Below are 15,098 nucleotides of genomic sequence, written 5' to 3' on the forward strand. Positions count from 1 at the left end.
CCATGTGAGAGTAGGTCATCGTCAAGATTCATTTCGCAAAACCCCTATCTGCGCATGCAGGTAGGGGTTTTGTCTTTAAGTAGGAACTACAGAGATTCGCAGGCACGTCCGAGTGACGGGCCAGCACACAGAATTTCTTGACGACCATAGAGCATTGGAACCACCTGATCCCATCCCGAACTCAGCAGTGAAACGATGCATCGCCGATGGTAGTGTGGGGTTTCCCCATGTGAGAGTAGGTCATCGTCAAGATTCAAACCCAAAGCCCCTGTCTGCAATGCAGACAGGGGCTTTGTCTTTTCCGGGCCTTCACTTTCAGCCCGATCGCGACACAAGGCCGCTCCTACACGGACCGCGTATCAGCAGCCACTTTCATTTCAGAACTGATAGCTGACCGTGGCGCTGACATTGCGCTCTTCACCCATGTAGCAGTAGTTCAGGCTGGCACATGAGGTGATGTAGCTTTCATTGGTAAGGTTGTTTGCGTTAATGCGCACATCCACACCCTTGAGCCCAACCTTGCCCAGGTCATAGCCCAGCGAGGCGTCGAACAACGTGTAGGAAGGCACCTTCATGCTGTTTTCCGCATCCACCCAGCTGTAGCCCACATACCGCACTCCACCGCCCAGCCGCACGCCATCCAGCGGCCCTTGGCGGAAGTTGTAGTCAGCCCACAGCGAGAACATCTGTTTTGGTGCCTGGGTTGGCGAATTACCTTTGTTGTCCAGGCTGCCCGACGTCAGGCTCGGCATCGACCTGGAATATTCGATATCGGTGAAGGTGTAGCCGCCCAGCAGTTTGAGGCTGTCGGTCAGCTGCACATGTGCCTCCAGCTCCAGCCCTTGCGAGCGTACTTCACCTACCGGGCGATAGAAGTTTTCGTCAGGCTGCTTCGAGGCCAGGTTTTCCTGCTCGATGCGGAACACCGATGCGGTAAACAGGTTGTCGCTGCCCGGAGGCTGATACTTGATACCTGCTTCCCATTGAGTGCCCTCAGTCGGTGCCAGCGGGCGGCCTTCCTGGTCGGACACGGTGTTGGGATTGAACGACTCCGAGTAGCTGACATAGGGCGCAATGCCGTTCTCGAACAGGTAGAGCACCCCGGCCCGGGTGGTGAACTTGGAGCGCTGATCGCTGACCTTGGTGTCGCTGTCGCGATTCTCCTCCGACACCTTCACCCAGTCCTGGCGAAGCCCCAGGGAGAAACGCCACTGGTCCAGCTCCACCAGGTCCTGCAGGTACACACCGGTTTGTTGCAAGCGCCGCTGGTAGCGGTTTTCGCCCAGTACCTGAAGGTTGCCATTGCCGTACTGCGGGTTGCCGGCGTCCAGCGGGTCGACCGAGCCATAACGCCATGCGACATCGGCCTTGCGCCGCTGGTAGTCGGTGCCCAGCAGCAGAGTGTGTTTGGCAGCGCCGGTGAAGAATTCCGCCTGCAGCATATTGTCGATGATGTACGAATGCAGGCGCTCGTCGCCGCCGGTATAGGCGCGGTTGAGGACGTTGCTGTCGGCATCTGCCCAGCCGGCTGAGTACACCTGGTCCATGGACACGTCCGAATCCTGGTAACGGAAGTTCTGCCGCGCCGTGAACACATCGTTGAAGCGGTGCTCGAACTGGTAGCTGAACGACTGTTGCGTACGTTCGTAGTTGTCGATGCCCGGCTCGCCCTCGAAGAAGTGGTCTGACAAGCGCAAGCCATTGCGCTTGTGCAGCATGCCGTCTGCAGGGTTGCCACCGTGGTACCCTCCGTTAGGGTCGTGCTGCAGGTAAGCCTGAAGCGTGAGCGAGGTATCTTCGGTGAAATCGACGCTGATGGCCGGGGCGATGGTGTAGCGTTCTTCCTTGTTGTGGTCGAACTGGGTGTCGGACGCATCCGCCAGGCCTGTCAGGCGATAAGCGATACGCTGATCGTCATCCACAGGGCCGCTGAAGTCGAAACCCATACCACGCTGGCCTTGGGTGCCAACCGTGGCCTGAATCTGATGGAATGGGGTAAACAGCGGCTTCTTGGTGGTCAGGGCGACCAGCCCCCCCGGCGAGCTTCGCCCATACAGCACCGAGGAGGGCCCCTTCAGAATGTCGATGCGCTCAAGGAAGTACGGGTCTACCTGCATGGTGCTGTAGGTGCCGTTGTCACCCATCGATTTGAGCCCATCGACGTAGATGTTATCCACAGAACCGTCGTTGAAGCCGCGCATGGCCACATAGTCGTAGCGATGGGTGGCACCGTAAGGGTTGGTCAGTACCCCAGGCGTGTAGCGCATGGCCTGGGCAACGGTCTGTGAGCCCTGATCATCCATCTGCTGGCGAGTAACCACCGAGACGGATTGAGAGGTTTCCACCAACGGCGTGCTGGTCTTGGTCGCCACCTGGCTGTGGGTGGCGTTGTAACCCTCCATGCTGCCCAGCGCATTGCCGAGGGTGAACCCACGGATATCAGTGTCTGGCAATGACAGGGCGGCTTCCTGGGGTTGTGTCTGCAACACATAGCTACGTCCATCCTGGCTGACCGCTTCCAGGCCGCTGCCATTGAGCAGTTGGCGCAGCGCCTGGTCGGTAGCGTACTGCCCCTGCAGGCCGTTCGATTGCAGGCCATCGGTGAGCTGAGGCGTACTTGACAGGGTAATTCCGGCCTGGCGAGCGAACTGATTGAGTACGTCGGCCAGTTGTCCGGCCGGAATTGCATAGCGATGACTCACTTGGGCTGTCTCAGCCGCTGCGCAAAGTTGCGGAACAGCGGCCAGGCTCAAGGCAGTACCAAACAGCGCAGCCCGGATAGCATGGCGCAAGCGTGCTGATTGCAGGACAGGTCGATAATCATTCAAGTTGAGAGTGTGGGTTAACACCGGGTTGATAGGCATGAAGGGTCCGTTGAAGTGTTGAGGGCAGATGGTGTCGCTTACTGTCCTAGCCGGACCGGGATTGAAAACCCGCCAGAAATCGTCAAGGCCTCATCAGGCCATGCTTTCTACACGTACCCACCAGCGTGTACGTTGGCGAAGCCTTACGGGCAGCGTTTGCGGCAGCAACTGAAGCAGCTGCTCCGGGTCTTCGAGGCGGAACACCCCGGACAGGCGCAAATCGGCAATTTCTTCGCTGCAGCCCAGGTAACCGTGGCGGTAACGGCTGACCTGCGCGAGGAAGTCGGACAGGCGTATGTCCTGGGTAACGATCAGCCCTTCAGTCCAGGCCATCGCGTCCATGTCCAGGTGCGTCAGCTGGTGCGCGCCTTGAGCATCCAGGCGCCAGTGCTGGCCGCCTTCAATCCACAGAAGGTGGCCATTGCCAGGCCGGTGGATCGCCACTTTGCCGTGGTTGACACTGACACGTGTGCAATCGTTGTCCTGGTAGGCCACAAAGCGCCCTGCGAATCCTTCCAGCAGTGCATCGCGGGTTTGTACCAGCACTGGATGCCCGGAGTTGCAGGTAATCATCAGCTCCCCCTGCTTCAGGCGAACCAGACGCTGCTGGTCATTGAAGGCCAGGTCCACGGCAGTGCGGGTATTGAGTTGCATCAGTGAGCCATCGGGGAGGGTGAAGACGCGTTGCTCACCGGTGCCGGTGGCATAGTCCGACGCCCACGCACTGATAGCATCGAGGTCTTTGGCCAGCCATGTCGCCGATCCCACCATGACAACGCCGCCAAGCAGCTTCAGCGCTTGCCGGCGGTGCAGACGTTGCTGGCTGGCTTCCAGGGTTTGCAACGCCAACCCGGCACCGGGGACGGAGCGCAGGTCAAGGTCCTGATGCAGGTGCATCACCCGTTGCCAGGCCTGCTCATGTTCGTTGTGGGCACTGCGCCATTGCGCGCATTGTTGTTGCAGCGTCGGCTCATGCCCGCTCTCGCGCAACCGCAGCAGCCACTGGATGGCCTGTTTGACGGCTTTTGCATCAGGGCGTGCGGCAGTCATTGATTCAACACTCGTCTTCGTAGCGCAGCACATAGCAATGGTAGAGCGCATCGGCGATGTACCGCTCTACGGTACGCACCGAGATCCCCATCTGCTCGGCAATGGCCTGGTGCTTCAGCCCCTCGCATTGGGCCAGCAGGAAGGCGCGACGTACCTTGGGTTTGAGGCCGTCGAGCATGCGCGAGATACGCTCAAGCAATTCCAGCAGCAGCTCGCGGGTTTCGGCCGAGGGATACTGTGCTTGCGGCACATGGGCCAGTGCCTCCAGGTAGGCCCTGTGCAGTTCCTCGCGGCGCCAGTGATCGATGACCAGCCCACGCGCTACCGTGCGCAAGAACGCCCGAGGGGTATTCAACTGCAGGTGTTCGCGGCGTTGCAGCAAGCGGACGAAGGTATCATGGGCCAGGTCTGCGGCATCGGCGGCATTGCCCAGCTTGCTGCGCAGCCAGGCGTGTAACCAGCCGTGGTGGTCACTGTAGAGCGTTTGCACGGAGTCGTTGCTGGGCATAGTGGAGGGCGCTGGCATCAATGGACATGAATGATAATTAGTCTCATTGTTGGCGTGGCAGGGTCAATTTGCAACCCATCTGCTCGCGCCGCACGTAAAGCCAGTTACGGGCTAACGCGCCCGTTGCGCATCCAGATAATTGCGGATTACCAGCGCTCCGCTATTGAGGTGCCGGGCCAGCACGGCTACCGCCTCATCCACCAGCTTGTCGCTTGCCGCGTCTACCAATGCGTTGTGATCGTCCTGGGTCAGCTTGCCCAGGCCCATGGATGAAAGATGAAAACGCAGGAAGCGCTCTTCTTCGTTCAGTTCGTTCTCAATCAGGCGCAGCAGCTTCCTGTTCGACGCCTTGCTGTACAGCGCCATGTGGAACAGGCGGTTCAGGCGGCCGATTTCGGCGTGGCGTGTTTCGTTCTCCAGTTGCTGAATATAGCCACGGGCGCTGGCGATATCGCTGGCATCAAGCAGCGGGATCGACTGGCGCAGCGCTTCGCTCTCAAGCAGTACGCGCAGGGCATAGGTGTCCACCGCATCCTCGCCGATCAGCGGCGCAACCACCGCACCCTTGTGCATCTCAACTTTCAGCAGCGATTGCGCTTCAAGCTGGCGCAGGGCTTCGCGCACGGGCATGCGGCTGACGCCAAACAAGGTGGCGAGCTCTTGTTGTCGCACGGCGGTGCCAGGGGGCAGGCGGCCATCGAGGATGGCGCTACGCAGGCGTTCTTCGATCACGGCACGGGCCTGGTGCGGCGACAGCTGCTCGCTGACCAGCACATTGCTCAATTTGATTTTCTCGGCCACGCGACGTCTGCCTCAACGATGACTAAAGTTGGATCCAATGACACTAGTTACAGCTTGTGGGGGTTGTCAAACCTAGGCCCGCATTGGCACGGGCGCCCAAAAGCGCGGCTATGGTGGATGAAGTCGCCCGCCAAAGGAAGCGGCCTATAGAAGGTTATAAACAGAAAGTGTAGGCCGGCTGACAGGCGGATGCATGATTGCAGGGTGCCATTGTTTTTTGCAGTGGCAAGCCGCACCATCGCTGCTTTCGACTGGCCTGCACAGGGCTTGGCAGTGGCGATATCCTGGATGTTCAAAACCGTTGTGCGACGTGTCGCCTTTGCCGGGCTGCTGGGCAGTCTGCTGCTGGGCGGCTTGCACGCGGATTGGGATTTCTCCCAGATCAGCCGCAAGTCGCAGGCCTTGTATGGTCCTCTGGGTGTCGGGCAGGGCCGTATCGATGCCTGGCAGAACCTGATGGCCACGCAAAAGCAGGGTACTGAGCTTGAGCAGCTGCAAGTGGTCAACCGTTTTTTCAACCAGCAATTGCGCTATGTCGAAGACATTGACCTGTGGCATGAGGTCGACTACTGGGCCACACCGGTGCAGGCACTGATCAAAGGTGCCGGGGACTGCGAGGACTACGCCATCGCCAAGTATTTCAGCCTGCGGCGCATGGGCATCCCCAGCGAAAAACTGCGCATCACCTACGTCAAGGCGTTGCGGCAGAATCGCGCGCACATGGTCCTGACTTATTATTCAAACCCACAGGCCCAGCCTTTGGTGCTCGACAGCCTCATGGATGCCATCAAGCCGGCAAGCCAACGTACCGACCTGCTGCCGGTGTATGCCTTCAATGGCGAGGGGTTGTGGTTGACGGGCGCCGCAGGCAACAAGAAGGTCGGAGACACCAAGCGGCTGTCACGCTGGCAGGATTTGCTGAAGAAAATGCAGGCCGAAGGGTTCCCGGCCGAGCCGGTTTACTGAAGGAGCACAGATGTCACTGTTCAAACAATTGCTGTTGGCCATTTGCCTGTTCCTGGTAGTCGCCTTCAGTGGCAGTTTCATGGTTAGCCTGGAAAGCTCGCGCAGCCAGTACGTCAACCAGTTGCGTTCGCACGCCCAAGATGCAGCGACCGCGCTGGCGCTTTCGCTGACGCCGAATATCGACGACCCGGCGATGGTCGAGCTGATGGTCAGCTCGATCTTCGACAGTGGTTACTATGCAAGCATCAAGGTCGTCGACCTGGGCTCCAACGCCGTACTAGTGGAGCGCCACGCCGAGCCGGACCCTGGCGGGGTACCGCGCTGGTTCGTGCACCTGATCGGCCTTGAGGCCGCCGGTGGCGACGCCATCGTCAGCCGCGGCTGGCAGCAGGCCGCGCGGGTGGAAGTGATCAGCCACCCGATGTTTGCCATTGCCAAACTCTGGCAAAGCGCCTTGGGCAGCCTGGGCTGGTTACTGCTGTGCGGTGCAGCCAGTGCCGTGCTCGGCGCCTTGCTGTTGCGCCGCCAGTTGCGCCCGCTGGACTATATGGTTGAGCAATCCCATGCCATTGCGCGCCGCGAATTTCTCAGCCTGCCCGAGTTGCCCCGCACACCGGAACTGCGCCGTGTGGTGCAGGCGATGAACCAGATGGTCGAGAAGCTCAAGGCGCTGTTTACCGAGCAGGCCGAGCGCAGCGAGCGGTTGCGTGCGGAGTCCTATCAGGACAGCCTGACCGGGCTCTCGAACCGCCGCTATTTCGAAATGCAGCTGAACACCCGGGTAAGCAACCTGGAGGACGCGCGCGCCGGCTACCTGCTGTTACTGCGTGTCCAAGGGTTGGCAGGGCTGAACGCACGCCTTGGCGGACAGCGTACCGACCAGTTGCTGCAGGCCGTGGGTGAGCAGTTGCGCCGTACCTGTGCCAGCTTCCCGGAAACCAACGACCTGATTTCCCGCAGCCGCGGTGGCGAGTTTGCCGTGCTGGCGCCGGGCATGGTGCATGAAGAAGCGGTAAACCTGGCCCAGGCCCTGGAGGCAACGCTGCAGAGCCTGCACGAAACGGGCGCCAGTGATATCGACCCGGTGGCTTGTATCGGCCTCGCGCCATTCAGCCCGGGTGATTCTCCGCAGGCTTTGCTGAAGCTCGCCGATGAGGCTCTGGCCCGTGCCGAGAACCAGCCAACGCCGGGGTGGGTATGCCTTGAACAAGGCGTGGCTGCAGTGGCTGCCGATAGCCAGCACGCCTGGCATGAGCGGCTCGATCAGGCGTTCAAAAATGGGCATTTCGAGCTGTTCTTCCAGCCGGTGGTGGATTGCACTACGGTGCAACGGGTACTGCACCACAAGGTGATTTCCCGCTTGCAGGATGGCCAGGGCGAGGCACTGCCGGCGGGTCGCTTCCTGCCTTGGCTGGAGCGCTTCGGCTGGATGCCGCGGCTGGACGTGCTGGTGCTGGAGAAAGTGTTGGCGCACCTGCGTGGGCATGATCAGGTGCTGGCGCTGAACCTGTCCGCCGCTACATTGGCCGACCCCAAGGCCCTGCACCGCATCTTTGAACTGCTGGGCCAGAACGCGGCGCTCGGCCCGCGGCTGGTTTTTGAAATTGGCGAGGAGCAGTTGCCTGAGCAGGCGGCTCTGGAGCAACTCACCCGGCGCCTGCACGGGCTGGGTTTTGGCTTGGCGCTGCAGCGCTTTGGCGGGCGCTTCAGCATGATCGGCAACCTGGCGCACCTGGGCTTGGCGTACCTGAAAATTGACGGCAGCTACATCCGTAACATCGACCATGAGCAGCACAAGCGGCTGTTCATCGAGGCGATCCAGCGTGCAGCGCACAGCATCGACTTGCCGCTGATTGCCGAGCGGGTCGAGACAGAAGGGGAGCGGCGGGAGCTGCAGGAGATGGGGGTAGGCGGCATTCAGGGGCAGCTGGTAGGTGAACCTGCGCCTTGGCGCTGAGTTCTCGTACTGGCAGTTCCGGCCTTATCGCCGGCAAGCCAGCTCCCACAGGTACTGCACCAACTTCAAAGCCAGTGCGGTACCTGTGGGAGCTGGCTTGCCGGCGATAGGGCCAGAGGAGCCACTGGAAAGCAGTGGCCAAACTGATCAGCGCTCGCGCAGCGCCTCCGAACGCGCCTTCATGATCGGCTTGAGCAAGTAGCTCATGATGGTCTTCTTGCCGGTCATGATATCCACCGTCGCCACCATCCCTGGGATGATCAGTAGCGGTTTCTCGTCAGTCCCCAGGTGGCTGCGGTCGGTGCGCAGCTTGATCAGGTAGTAGGTGGTCTTCTTGTCTTCGTCGGTGATGGTGTCGGCGCCGATCTGTTCCAGCTTGGCCTTGAGCCCACCGTAGATGGTGTAGTCGTAGGCCGTGAACTTGACGGTCGCCTCCTGGCCAGGGTGCAGGAAGGCGATGTCCTTGGGCAGGATCTTCGCTTCGATGACCAGCGTGTCGTCCAGGGGTACCACTTCAATGATATCGCTGCCAGGCTGGATCACCCCACCAATGGTGTTGACCAGCATCTGCTTGACGATACCGCGTACAGGCGAAGTGACCATGGTACGGTGCACCCGATCGTCCAGTGCCTTGCTGGTGGCCGTGGCCTTGTTCAGCTCGGTGCGTGCCTCGTTCAGCTGGGTCAGCGCTTCACTGCGGAATTTGCCTCGGGTTTCCTCGATCTTGCTTTGCACCTCGCGGATGGCCGCCTCGGCACGCGGGATGGCCAGCGCAGTGGAGTCCAGCTGGCCACGGTTCTCCACTTCGGCGCGGCGCAGGCGCAGCACTTCGACTTGGGAGATTGCGCCGGTTGCCACCAGTGGTTCTGACATGCCGATTTCCTTGCGCAGCAACTCCAGGCTGTTGGCGTACTGGGCGCGTTTGGAGCTGTATTCACGCAGCTCTTGCTGGCGCTGAACCAGCTGCTGCTGCAGGCCGCCAATTTCGTCCTGCAGTTGCTGGCGCCGGCTCTGGTACAGCGACTCTTCACTGGCCGCCTGGCTTGGTGCGGCTTTGCGCAGTTCTTCGTCGATCTTCAGCGGGCGGTCCTCTACCTCGGCACTCAGGCGTTCGACCCGCAGGGCCATGGATTGGCGGTCGGCCTCGGTCTCACCAACGTTGGAGGCGAAGCGGGTTTCATCCAGGCGCAGCAATGGCTGGCCCACTTCAACGATCTGCCCTTCCTTGGCGAAGATTTCGGCGACGATACCGCCCTCCAGGTTCTGGATCTTTTGCACCTTGGACGACGGAATGGCCTTGCCTTCACCCCGCGTGACCTCGTCGATGGGGGCGACGCTGGCCCACACGATCAAGAACACGAAGAACAGGATCACGCCCCAGATGGTCAGCCGCACAACCCGCGGTGCATCTTCGATCAGGGCCTTGTTGACCTCTGGCAGCGGCTGGCCGCCCAGTGAGTCGGAACCTTTGAAGTAGCGCCGCAGGCCATCCTTGAATTGCCCCATATCCAGCTTATGCAACACTGATCTGCCCCTTCTTCAGCGCATCCATGACCGCGGCTTTCGGGCCGTCGGCGACAATCTGCCCGCGATCGATCACGATCAGCCGGTCCACCAGCGACAGCAGCGAGGCCCGGTGCGTGACCAACAGTACCGTCTTGCTTTCCACCACCGCTTGCAGGCGCTGCTTGAGGCGCTCTTCGCCGGTGTTGTCCATGGCACTGGTCGGCTCGTCCAGCAACAGGATTTGCGGGTTGAGCAGCAGCGCACGGCCCAGGGCTACGTTCTGCCGCTGGCCGCCGGACAGGTTCTGCCCGCGCTCACCCACTTGCAGCTCGTAACCGTCCGGGTGCAAACGGGCAAATTCATGAACACCCGCCAGCTCGGCGGCCTGCAGGATCAGTTCGTCCTCGATGTAACGGGCACCGCTGACCAGGTTGTCGCGCAGGGTACCGGCCAACAGCTGGATGTCCTGCGGTACATAGCCGATGTTGTGGCGCAGTTCGCTGACGTCGATCTGGCGAATGTCCACGCCATCGACCAGCAGCGAGCCGCCATCGGCCTCGTACAGGCCGACGATGAGCTTGGCCAGCGAGCTCTTGCCCGAGCCACTGCGGCCGATGATGCCGACTTTTTCGCCGGGGCGGATGGTCAGGTTGATGTTCTTCAGCGCCAGGTTCTGCTGGTTCGGGTAGGTGAAATCAACCCCGCGGAACTCGACACTACCCTGCAGTACCTTGCGGCTCAGCGGGCGCTCCTCGAAGTTGCGCTCTTGCGGCAGTTCCATCATGTGGTCTGTGGCCACCATGGTGACCTTGGCTTGCTGGTAGCGGGCAAGCAAGCCGTTGAGCGAGGCCAGTGGCCCGAGCGCCCGACCGCTAAGCATGTAGCACGCCACCAGACCGCCCATGCTCAAGTTGCCGTCGATGATCAGGTACACGCCAACGCAGATCATCGCCACGCCAGCCAGCTGCTGGATGAGCATGGTGATGTTCATCGCCAGGCTCGACAGCACCTTCACGCGCAGTTCCAGGCGGCTGAGGGTGCCCAGGGTCTGCTCCCACATGTACTGGCGTTCACTTTCGGCGTTGTTGACCTTTACCGCATCCAGGCCGGCCAGGGTTTCGATCAGGCTGGACTGGCGCTCGGAGGCCAGGGCCATGGTCCGCTCCATGGTCGCCATCAGCGGCCGTTGCAAGGCATAGCCGATGCCCAGGGCCAGCGGGAAGGCAATGATCGGGATCCACACCAGGTGCCCGCCAATGATGGCGATGACGATCAGGATAAGAATGGTGAACGGCAGGTCGATCAGGCTGGTCAGGGTCAATGAGGCGAGGAAGTCGCGCAGGCCCTGGAACTCGTGAATGTTCTGGGCAAAGCTGCCGACCCTGGCCGGGCGGTACTTCATCGACATGCCGACGATGCGCTCGAACAGCGTCGCCGAGATGATCAGGTCGGTCTTCTTGCCGGCCAGGTCCAGGCAAAGGCCTCGCAGCCCCTTGAGGATCAGGTCGAAGATGTAGGCGCCGGCGATACCGATGGCCAGCACCCAGAGCGTTGACGTTGCCTGGTTGGGCACCACACGGTCATACACGTTCATCACAAACAGCGGCGCAGCCAGGGCGATCAGGTTGATCACCAGGCTGGCGGCGATGGCGTCGATATACAGCCACTTGCTGCGCAGCAGGGTATCGCGGAACCACGACTTTGCCCGCGGGATGAGGTTGCCGTGGTTGACGTCGAACTTGTGCTGCGGCTGGGCGAAGAATACCCGGCCGCTATAGTCGCTTTGCAGGGCTTCGCGGCTGACATGCACCTCGCCGCCGTCGCTCTCGCTGAGCAACAGGCGCGCGGTATCTTCGTTCTCCCAGCCTAGCAGGACGGCACTGCGGCCTTCCTTCAGCAGTAGCATCGCCGGCATGGCGATGCTCGGGATCTGCTCCAGCTTGCGCTGCAGCAGACGCCCTTGCAGGCCGGCCCGGGCGGCGGCACGGGGCAGCAGCTCGGGGCTCAGGCGCTGGGCGGGCAGCGGCAGGCCGGTGGTCAGCATGACCCGGCTGGCGGGTTTCTGGTGCAGGACACACAGGCTCAGCAGGCTATCCAGCAAGGGATCGTCATGCTGACTGCGTGGATCATGGCTGAGTTGGACTCGACTGACTTCAGATTCCACGCGGCGCTCTCTTCATCCTTGTGGTGGGTGGGGTGGGTGTGCCGCCGTTAAGTCTGGCCGGCTCGCCCTGGCTTTCAATGGTGCTGCAAAGCGGTGTAGGTGGGGCTACGACGCCCTTATGGCTGAGCAGACGGCCAATGGTCGCCTCGAATCGACACTGAGTAAACAATTGTACGTCGTTCATTGCTACCAGACTGCTCCCGAGCAGTGGGTGTTTCATTTTTGATCCGGTATGGGTACAGGCTGAAGCACTTTCAGCAGCATAGCCTGCCCGCCAGACAGTGAGTGGGCCGCCTATGATCGATCTTTGTCTTCGTCATTTAATGGGCGCTGATTTGTTGACGGTTTTAAAAGTGCTGATCGTTAAAATTCATCGTACAAAATCTGCTTGCACGCTTGGCGCTGGTTCAGAAATCGTCAAGGGTTTGCCATCATCGCCGTGTCAGTATCTGCGCAATCGTTCTCTATCTATCTGATCTGCGATGAAGCGTTGTTGCAGGCCGGGCGCTGTAAAAGGCTTTGGCGTTGGCTCGAACCCTATACAGCCCCGATGTTGCCTCGTTTGGACGCCCCGGCCTGTCCGGTTTCAGGCAAGGTTTGTGCTTGTATGGAGTTAGCAGCCTGGCGCGCGAAAGTAATCTGAAAATTGACGCGTGCAGGCTTGACGGTTGCCGATGGGCGGCTGTTCTGCAGCATTAAATGCCAATGTCCAGGCGTTAAAAACATTGCTCGAACTAGCGTTAAGCAAGCTTTCGATGATGTACGACATTTGTCCTCAATGAACGGTTGGCTAAGGTACAAATATCAATGTGACATTACATTGCCGATTGTTTAGGATGGCCTCTATAAGGTCAATAGTTTGGCATTTAAGTAATTCCAAATAGTTATAGGCGAAAAATTGACGCAATAAAGCGTCAAGAGATCATCGACATAGTTCCGCCTGCAGTGGCTTGCGAGTGCCGCTCTGGCATGGAAGTACCCATAGGGTCACACGGAGAGTCCAATGAGCAGCGTTGTAGCCATCGTCAAAAGCATTGTCGGCCAGGTTATTGCGGTATCCCCAGAGGGCATTCGTCGTGTGCTCATCGAAGGGGACCGCCTGCTGGCAGGTGAGGAAGTGCTCACTGGCCCGGGCGGCGCAGTTACTTTGGAGCTAGCCGATGGCCGTCTGCTTGACCTGGGCCGCGACAGCCAGTGGAGCGCCGATGCGCCTGACAGCAGCACCGACCTGAGCCAGGCGACCGCACAGGCCGCGCCGTCGGTAGAAGAGCTGCAACAGGCGATCGCGGCCGGTGTCGACCCGACTACCGAACTTGAAGCCACCGCAGCCGGCCCGTCCGCAGCGGGCGGCGGCGGCGCGCTTGGCGGTGGTCACAGCTTCGTGATGCTCGAAGAAACCGCGGGTCGGGTCGATGCTACCGTTGGCTTCCCGACGGAAGGGCTGGGCTTTGCTACCGTGCTCGACAGCGAAGAGGTTGGCTTGCTGGATACCACCAGCAATAACCAGGTGACTACGCCGACGATCGACACCAACGTTGCTACCGACCTGATTCTTGGCGCCACTCCTTCCATCAGCGAAGCGGGTGGCGTAATCGTCTATACCGCCACGGTTGGCCAGGCGCCGACCACCAACCTGGTCGTCACCCTGTCCAATGGTGCCGTAATCGTCATCCCGGCCGGGCAGACCAGCGGCAGCGTCAATGTCGTGGTCCCGGCAAATGACACGCCTTATATCGACGGTGGCCAGATCTCGGCAACTGTAACGGGTACCACTGGCGGCAACGGCCTGACTGTGACAGTGCCGCAAACGCCGGCAGTCACCCAGGTTACCGATACCATCGACACCACCACTGCGACGCTGACGGCGAATCCGTCGGTGACCGAAGGTGGCGTGATCACCTACACCGTGACCCTGAGCAACCCTGCCCAGACTCCGGTGACCGTTACGCTGTCCAACGGGCAGGTAATCACCATCGAAGCTGGCAAGACCCAAGGCAGCGTCGACTTCCAGACCCCGGCGAACGACGTCTACAACAATGGTTCGACCGTCAGTACCACGATCACCGGCGCTACCGGTGGCAACTTCGAGCAACTGACGCCGAACCCTGCACCGGCTGAGACGGTAATCAGTGACTCGGTCGATAACACGACCGCCACTCTGACTGCTTCGCCGAGCGTCACTGAAGGCGGCGTGATTACCTACACCGTGACCCTGAGCAACCCTGCCCAGACGCCGGTGACTGTGACACTGTCCAACGGCCAGACCATCACCGTTGAGGCCGGCAAAACCCAGGGCAGCGTTGATTTCCAGACCCCGGCGAACGACGTCTACAACAACGGCTCGACCGTCAGCGTCACCATCGAAAACGCCACCGGCGGTAACTTCGAGCAACTGACCCCGAACCCGACTCCGGCTCAGACCACGATCAACGACTCGGTCGATAACACCACTGCGACCCTGACCGCTTCGCCAAGCGTCACCGAAGGCGGCGTGATCACCTACACCGTGACCCTGAGCAACCCTGCCCAGACTCCGGTGACCGTGACCCTGTCCAACGGCCAGACCATTACCGTTGAGGCCGGCAAAACCCAAGGCAGCGTTGATTTCCAGACCCCGGCGAACGACGTCTACAACAACGGTTCGACTGTCAGCGTCACCATAGAAAACGCCACTGGCGGTAACTTCGAGCAACTGACCCCGAACCCGACTCCGGCTCAGACCACGATCAACGATTCGGTGGACACCACCACCGCAACACTGACCGCTTCGCCAAGCGTTACTGAAGGCGGCGTGATCACCTACACCGTAACCCTGAGCAACCCTGCCCAGACTCCGGTGACTGTGACCCTGTCCAATGGCCAGACCATCACCGTTGAAGCCGGCAAGACCCAGGGCAGCGTTGATTTCCAGACTCCGGCGAATGACGTCTACAACAACGGCTCGACTGTCAGCGTCACCATCGAAAACGCCACCGGCGGTAACTTCGAGCAACTGACCCCGAACCCGACTCCGGCTCAGACCACGATCAATGACTCCGTCGACACCACCACCGCGACCCTGACGGCCACCCCGTCGGTGACCGAGGGTGGCGTGATTACCTACACCGTAACCCTGAGCAACCCTGCCCAGACGCCAGTGACCGTGACCCTGTCCAATGGCCAGACCATCACTGTTGAGGCCGGCAAAACCCAGGGCAGCGTTGATTTCCAGACCCCGGCGAACGACGTCTACAACAATGGTTCGACCGTCAGTACCACGATCACCGGCGCTACCGGTGGCAA

The 15,098-nt window shown here is 60.6% G+C and carries 9 protein-coding genes and 1 rRNA gene; 4 read left to right on the forward strand and 6 right to left on the reverse strand.

What is annotated here, in order from left to right; translation table 11 throughout:
* Positions 1 to 136 precede the first annotated feature (136 nt).
* Positions 137 to 252: ribosomal RNA gene (gene rrf, locus SB756_RS27740) — 5S ribosomal RNA — on the forward strand.
* Between the two features lie 125 nt (positions 253 to 377).
* On the opposite strand, the gene SB756_RS27745 is transcribed toward rrf, so the two are convergent.
* The 4 genes from SB756_RS27745 to SB756_RS27760 form a co-directional block, all read right to left on the reverse strand.
* Positions 378 to 2,792 carry a TonB-dependent siderophore receptor gene (locus SB756_RS27745; RefSeq protein ID WP_410912687.1) on the reverse strand — a complete coding sequence of 805 codons (2,415 nt, stop codon included), beginning with the start codon at positions 2,790 to 2,792 and terminating at the stop codon, positions 378 to 380.
* Positions 2,793 to 2,957: 165 nt separating this feature from the next.
* Positions 2,958 to 3,914, reverse strand: a complete 957-nt coding sequence (locus tag SB756_RS27750; protein ID WP_410912688.1) for a FecR domain-containing protein — start codon at positions 3,912 to 3,914, stop codon at positions 2,958 to 2,960.
* A gap of 4 nt (positions 3,915 to 3,918) precedes the next feature.
* A complete protein-coding gene (locus SB756_RS27755) occupies positions 3,919 to 4,422 on the reverse strand; it encodes a sigma-70 family RNA polymerase sigma factor (protein ID WP_410912689.1) in 504 nt (167 codons plus the stop codon).
* A gap of 111 nt (positions 4,423 to 4,533) precedes the next feature.
* Entirely contained in the window at positions 4,534 to 5,223 is a 690-nt protein-coding gene (locus SB756_RS27760) for a GntR family transcriptional regulator (protein ID WP_016497456.1), read from the reverse strand.
* A gap of 204 nt (positions 5,224 to 5,427) precedes the next feature.
* On the opposite strand from SB756_RS27760, the gene lapG reads away from it, so the two are divergent.
* Positions 5,428 to 6,189: a cysteine protease LapG gene (lapG, locus tag SB756_RS27765; RefSeq protein ID WP_341797246.1), complete on the forward strand. Its 762-nt coding sequence runs from the start codon at positions 5,428 to 5,430 to the stop codon at positions 6,187 to 6,189.
* A gap of 10 nt (positions 6,190 to 6,199) precedes the next feature.
* Positions 6,200 to 8,146, forward strand: coding sequence for a cyclic di-GMP receptor LapD (lapD, locus tag SB756_RS27770; protein WP_341797247.1), 1,947 nt, complete (start codon positions 6,200 to 6,202; stop codon positions 8,144 to 8,146).
* 147 nt (positions 8,147 to 8,293) lie between these two features.
* On the opposite strand, the gene SB756_RS27775 is transcribed toward lapD, so the two are convergent.
* Together SB756_RS27775 and SB756_RS27780 are read right to left on the reverse strand one after the other, a co-directional pair.
* Positions 8,294 to 9,652 carry an HlyD family type I secretion periplasmic adaptor subunit gene (locus SB756_RS27775; protein ID WP_341798847.1) on the reverse strand — a complete coding sequence of 453 codons (1,359 nt, stop codon included), beginning with the start codon at positions 9,650 to 9,652 and terminating at the stop codon, positions 8,294 to 8,296.
* Between the two features lie 7 nt (positions 9,653 to 9,659).
* Positions 9,660 to 11,816 carry a type I secretion system permease/ATPase gene (locus SB756_RS27780; protein ID WP_341797248.1) on the reverse strand — a complete coding sequence of 719 codons (2,157 nt, stop codon included), beginning with the start codon at positions 11,814 to 11,816 and terminating at the stop codon, positions 9,660 to 9,662.
* A 1,003-nt stretch (positions 11,817 to 12,819) separates the two neighbouring features.
* Between SB756_RS27780 and SB756_RS27785 the strand changes: the two genes are divergently transcribed.
* On the forward strand, positions 12,820 to 15,098 hold a 2,279-nt coding region (locus tag SB756_RS27785; RefSeq protein WP_410912691.1), incomplete at its 3' end, for a retention module-containing protein.

Origin of the sequence: Pseudomonas sp. SIMBA_068, assembly GCF_046534705.1 — a bacterium.
GTDB lineage: Bacteria > Pseudomonadota > Gammaproteobacteria > Pseudomonadales > Pseudomonadaceae > Aquipseudomonas > Aquipseudomonas putida.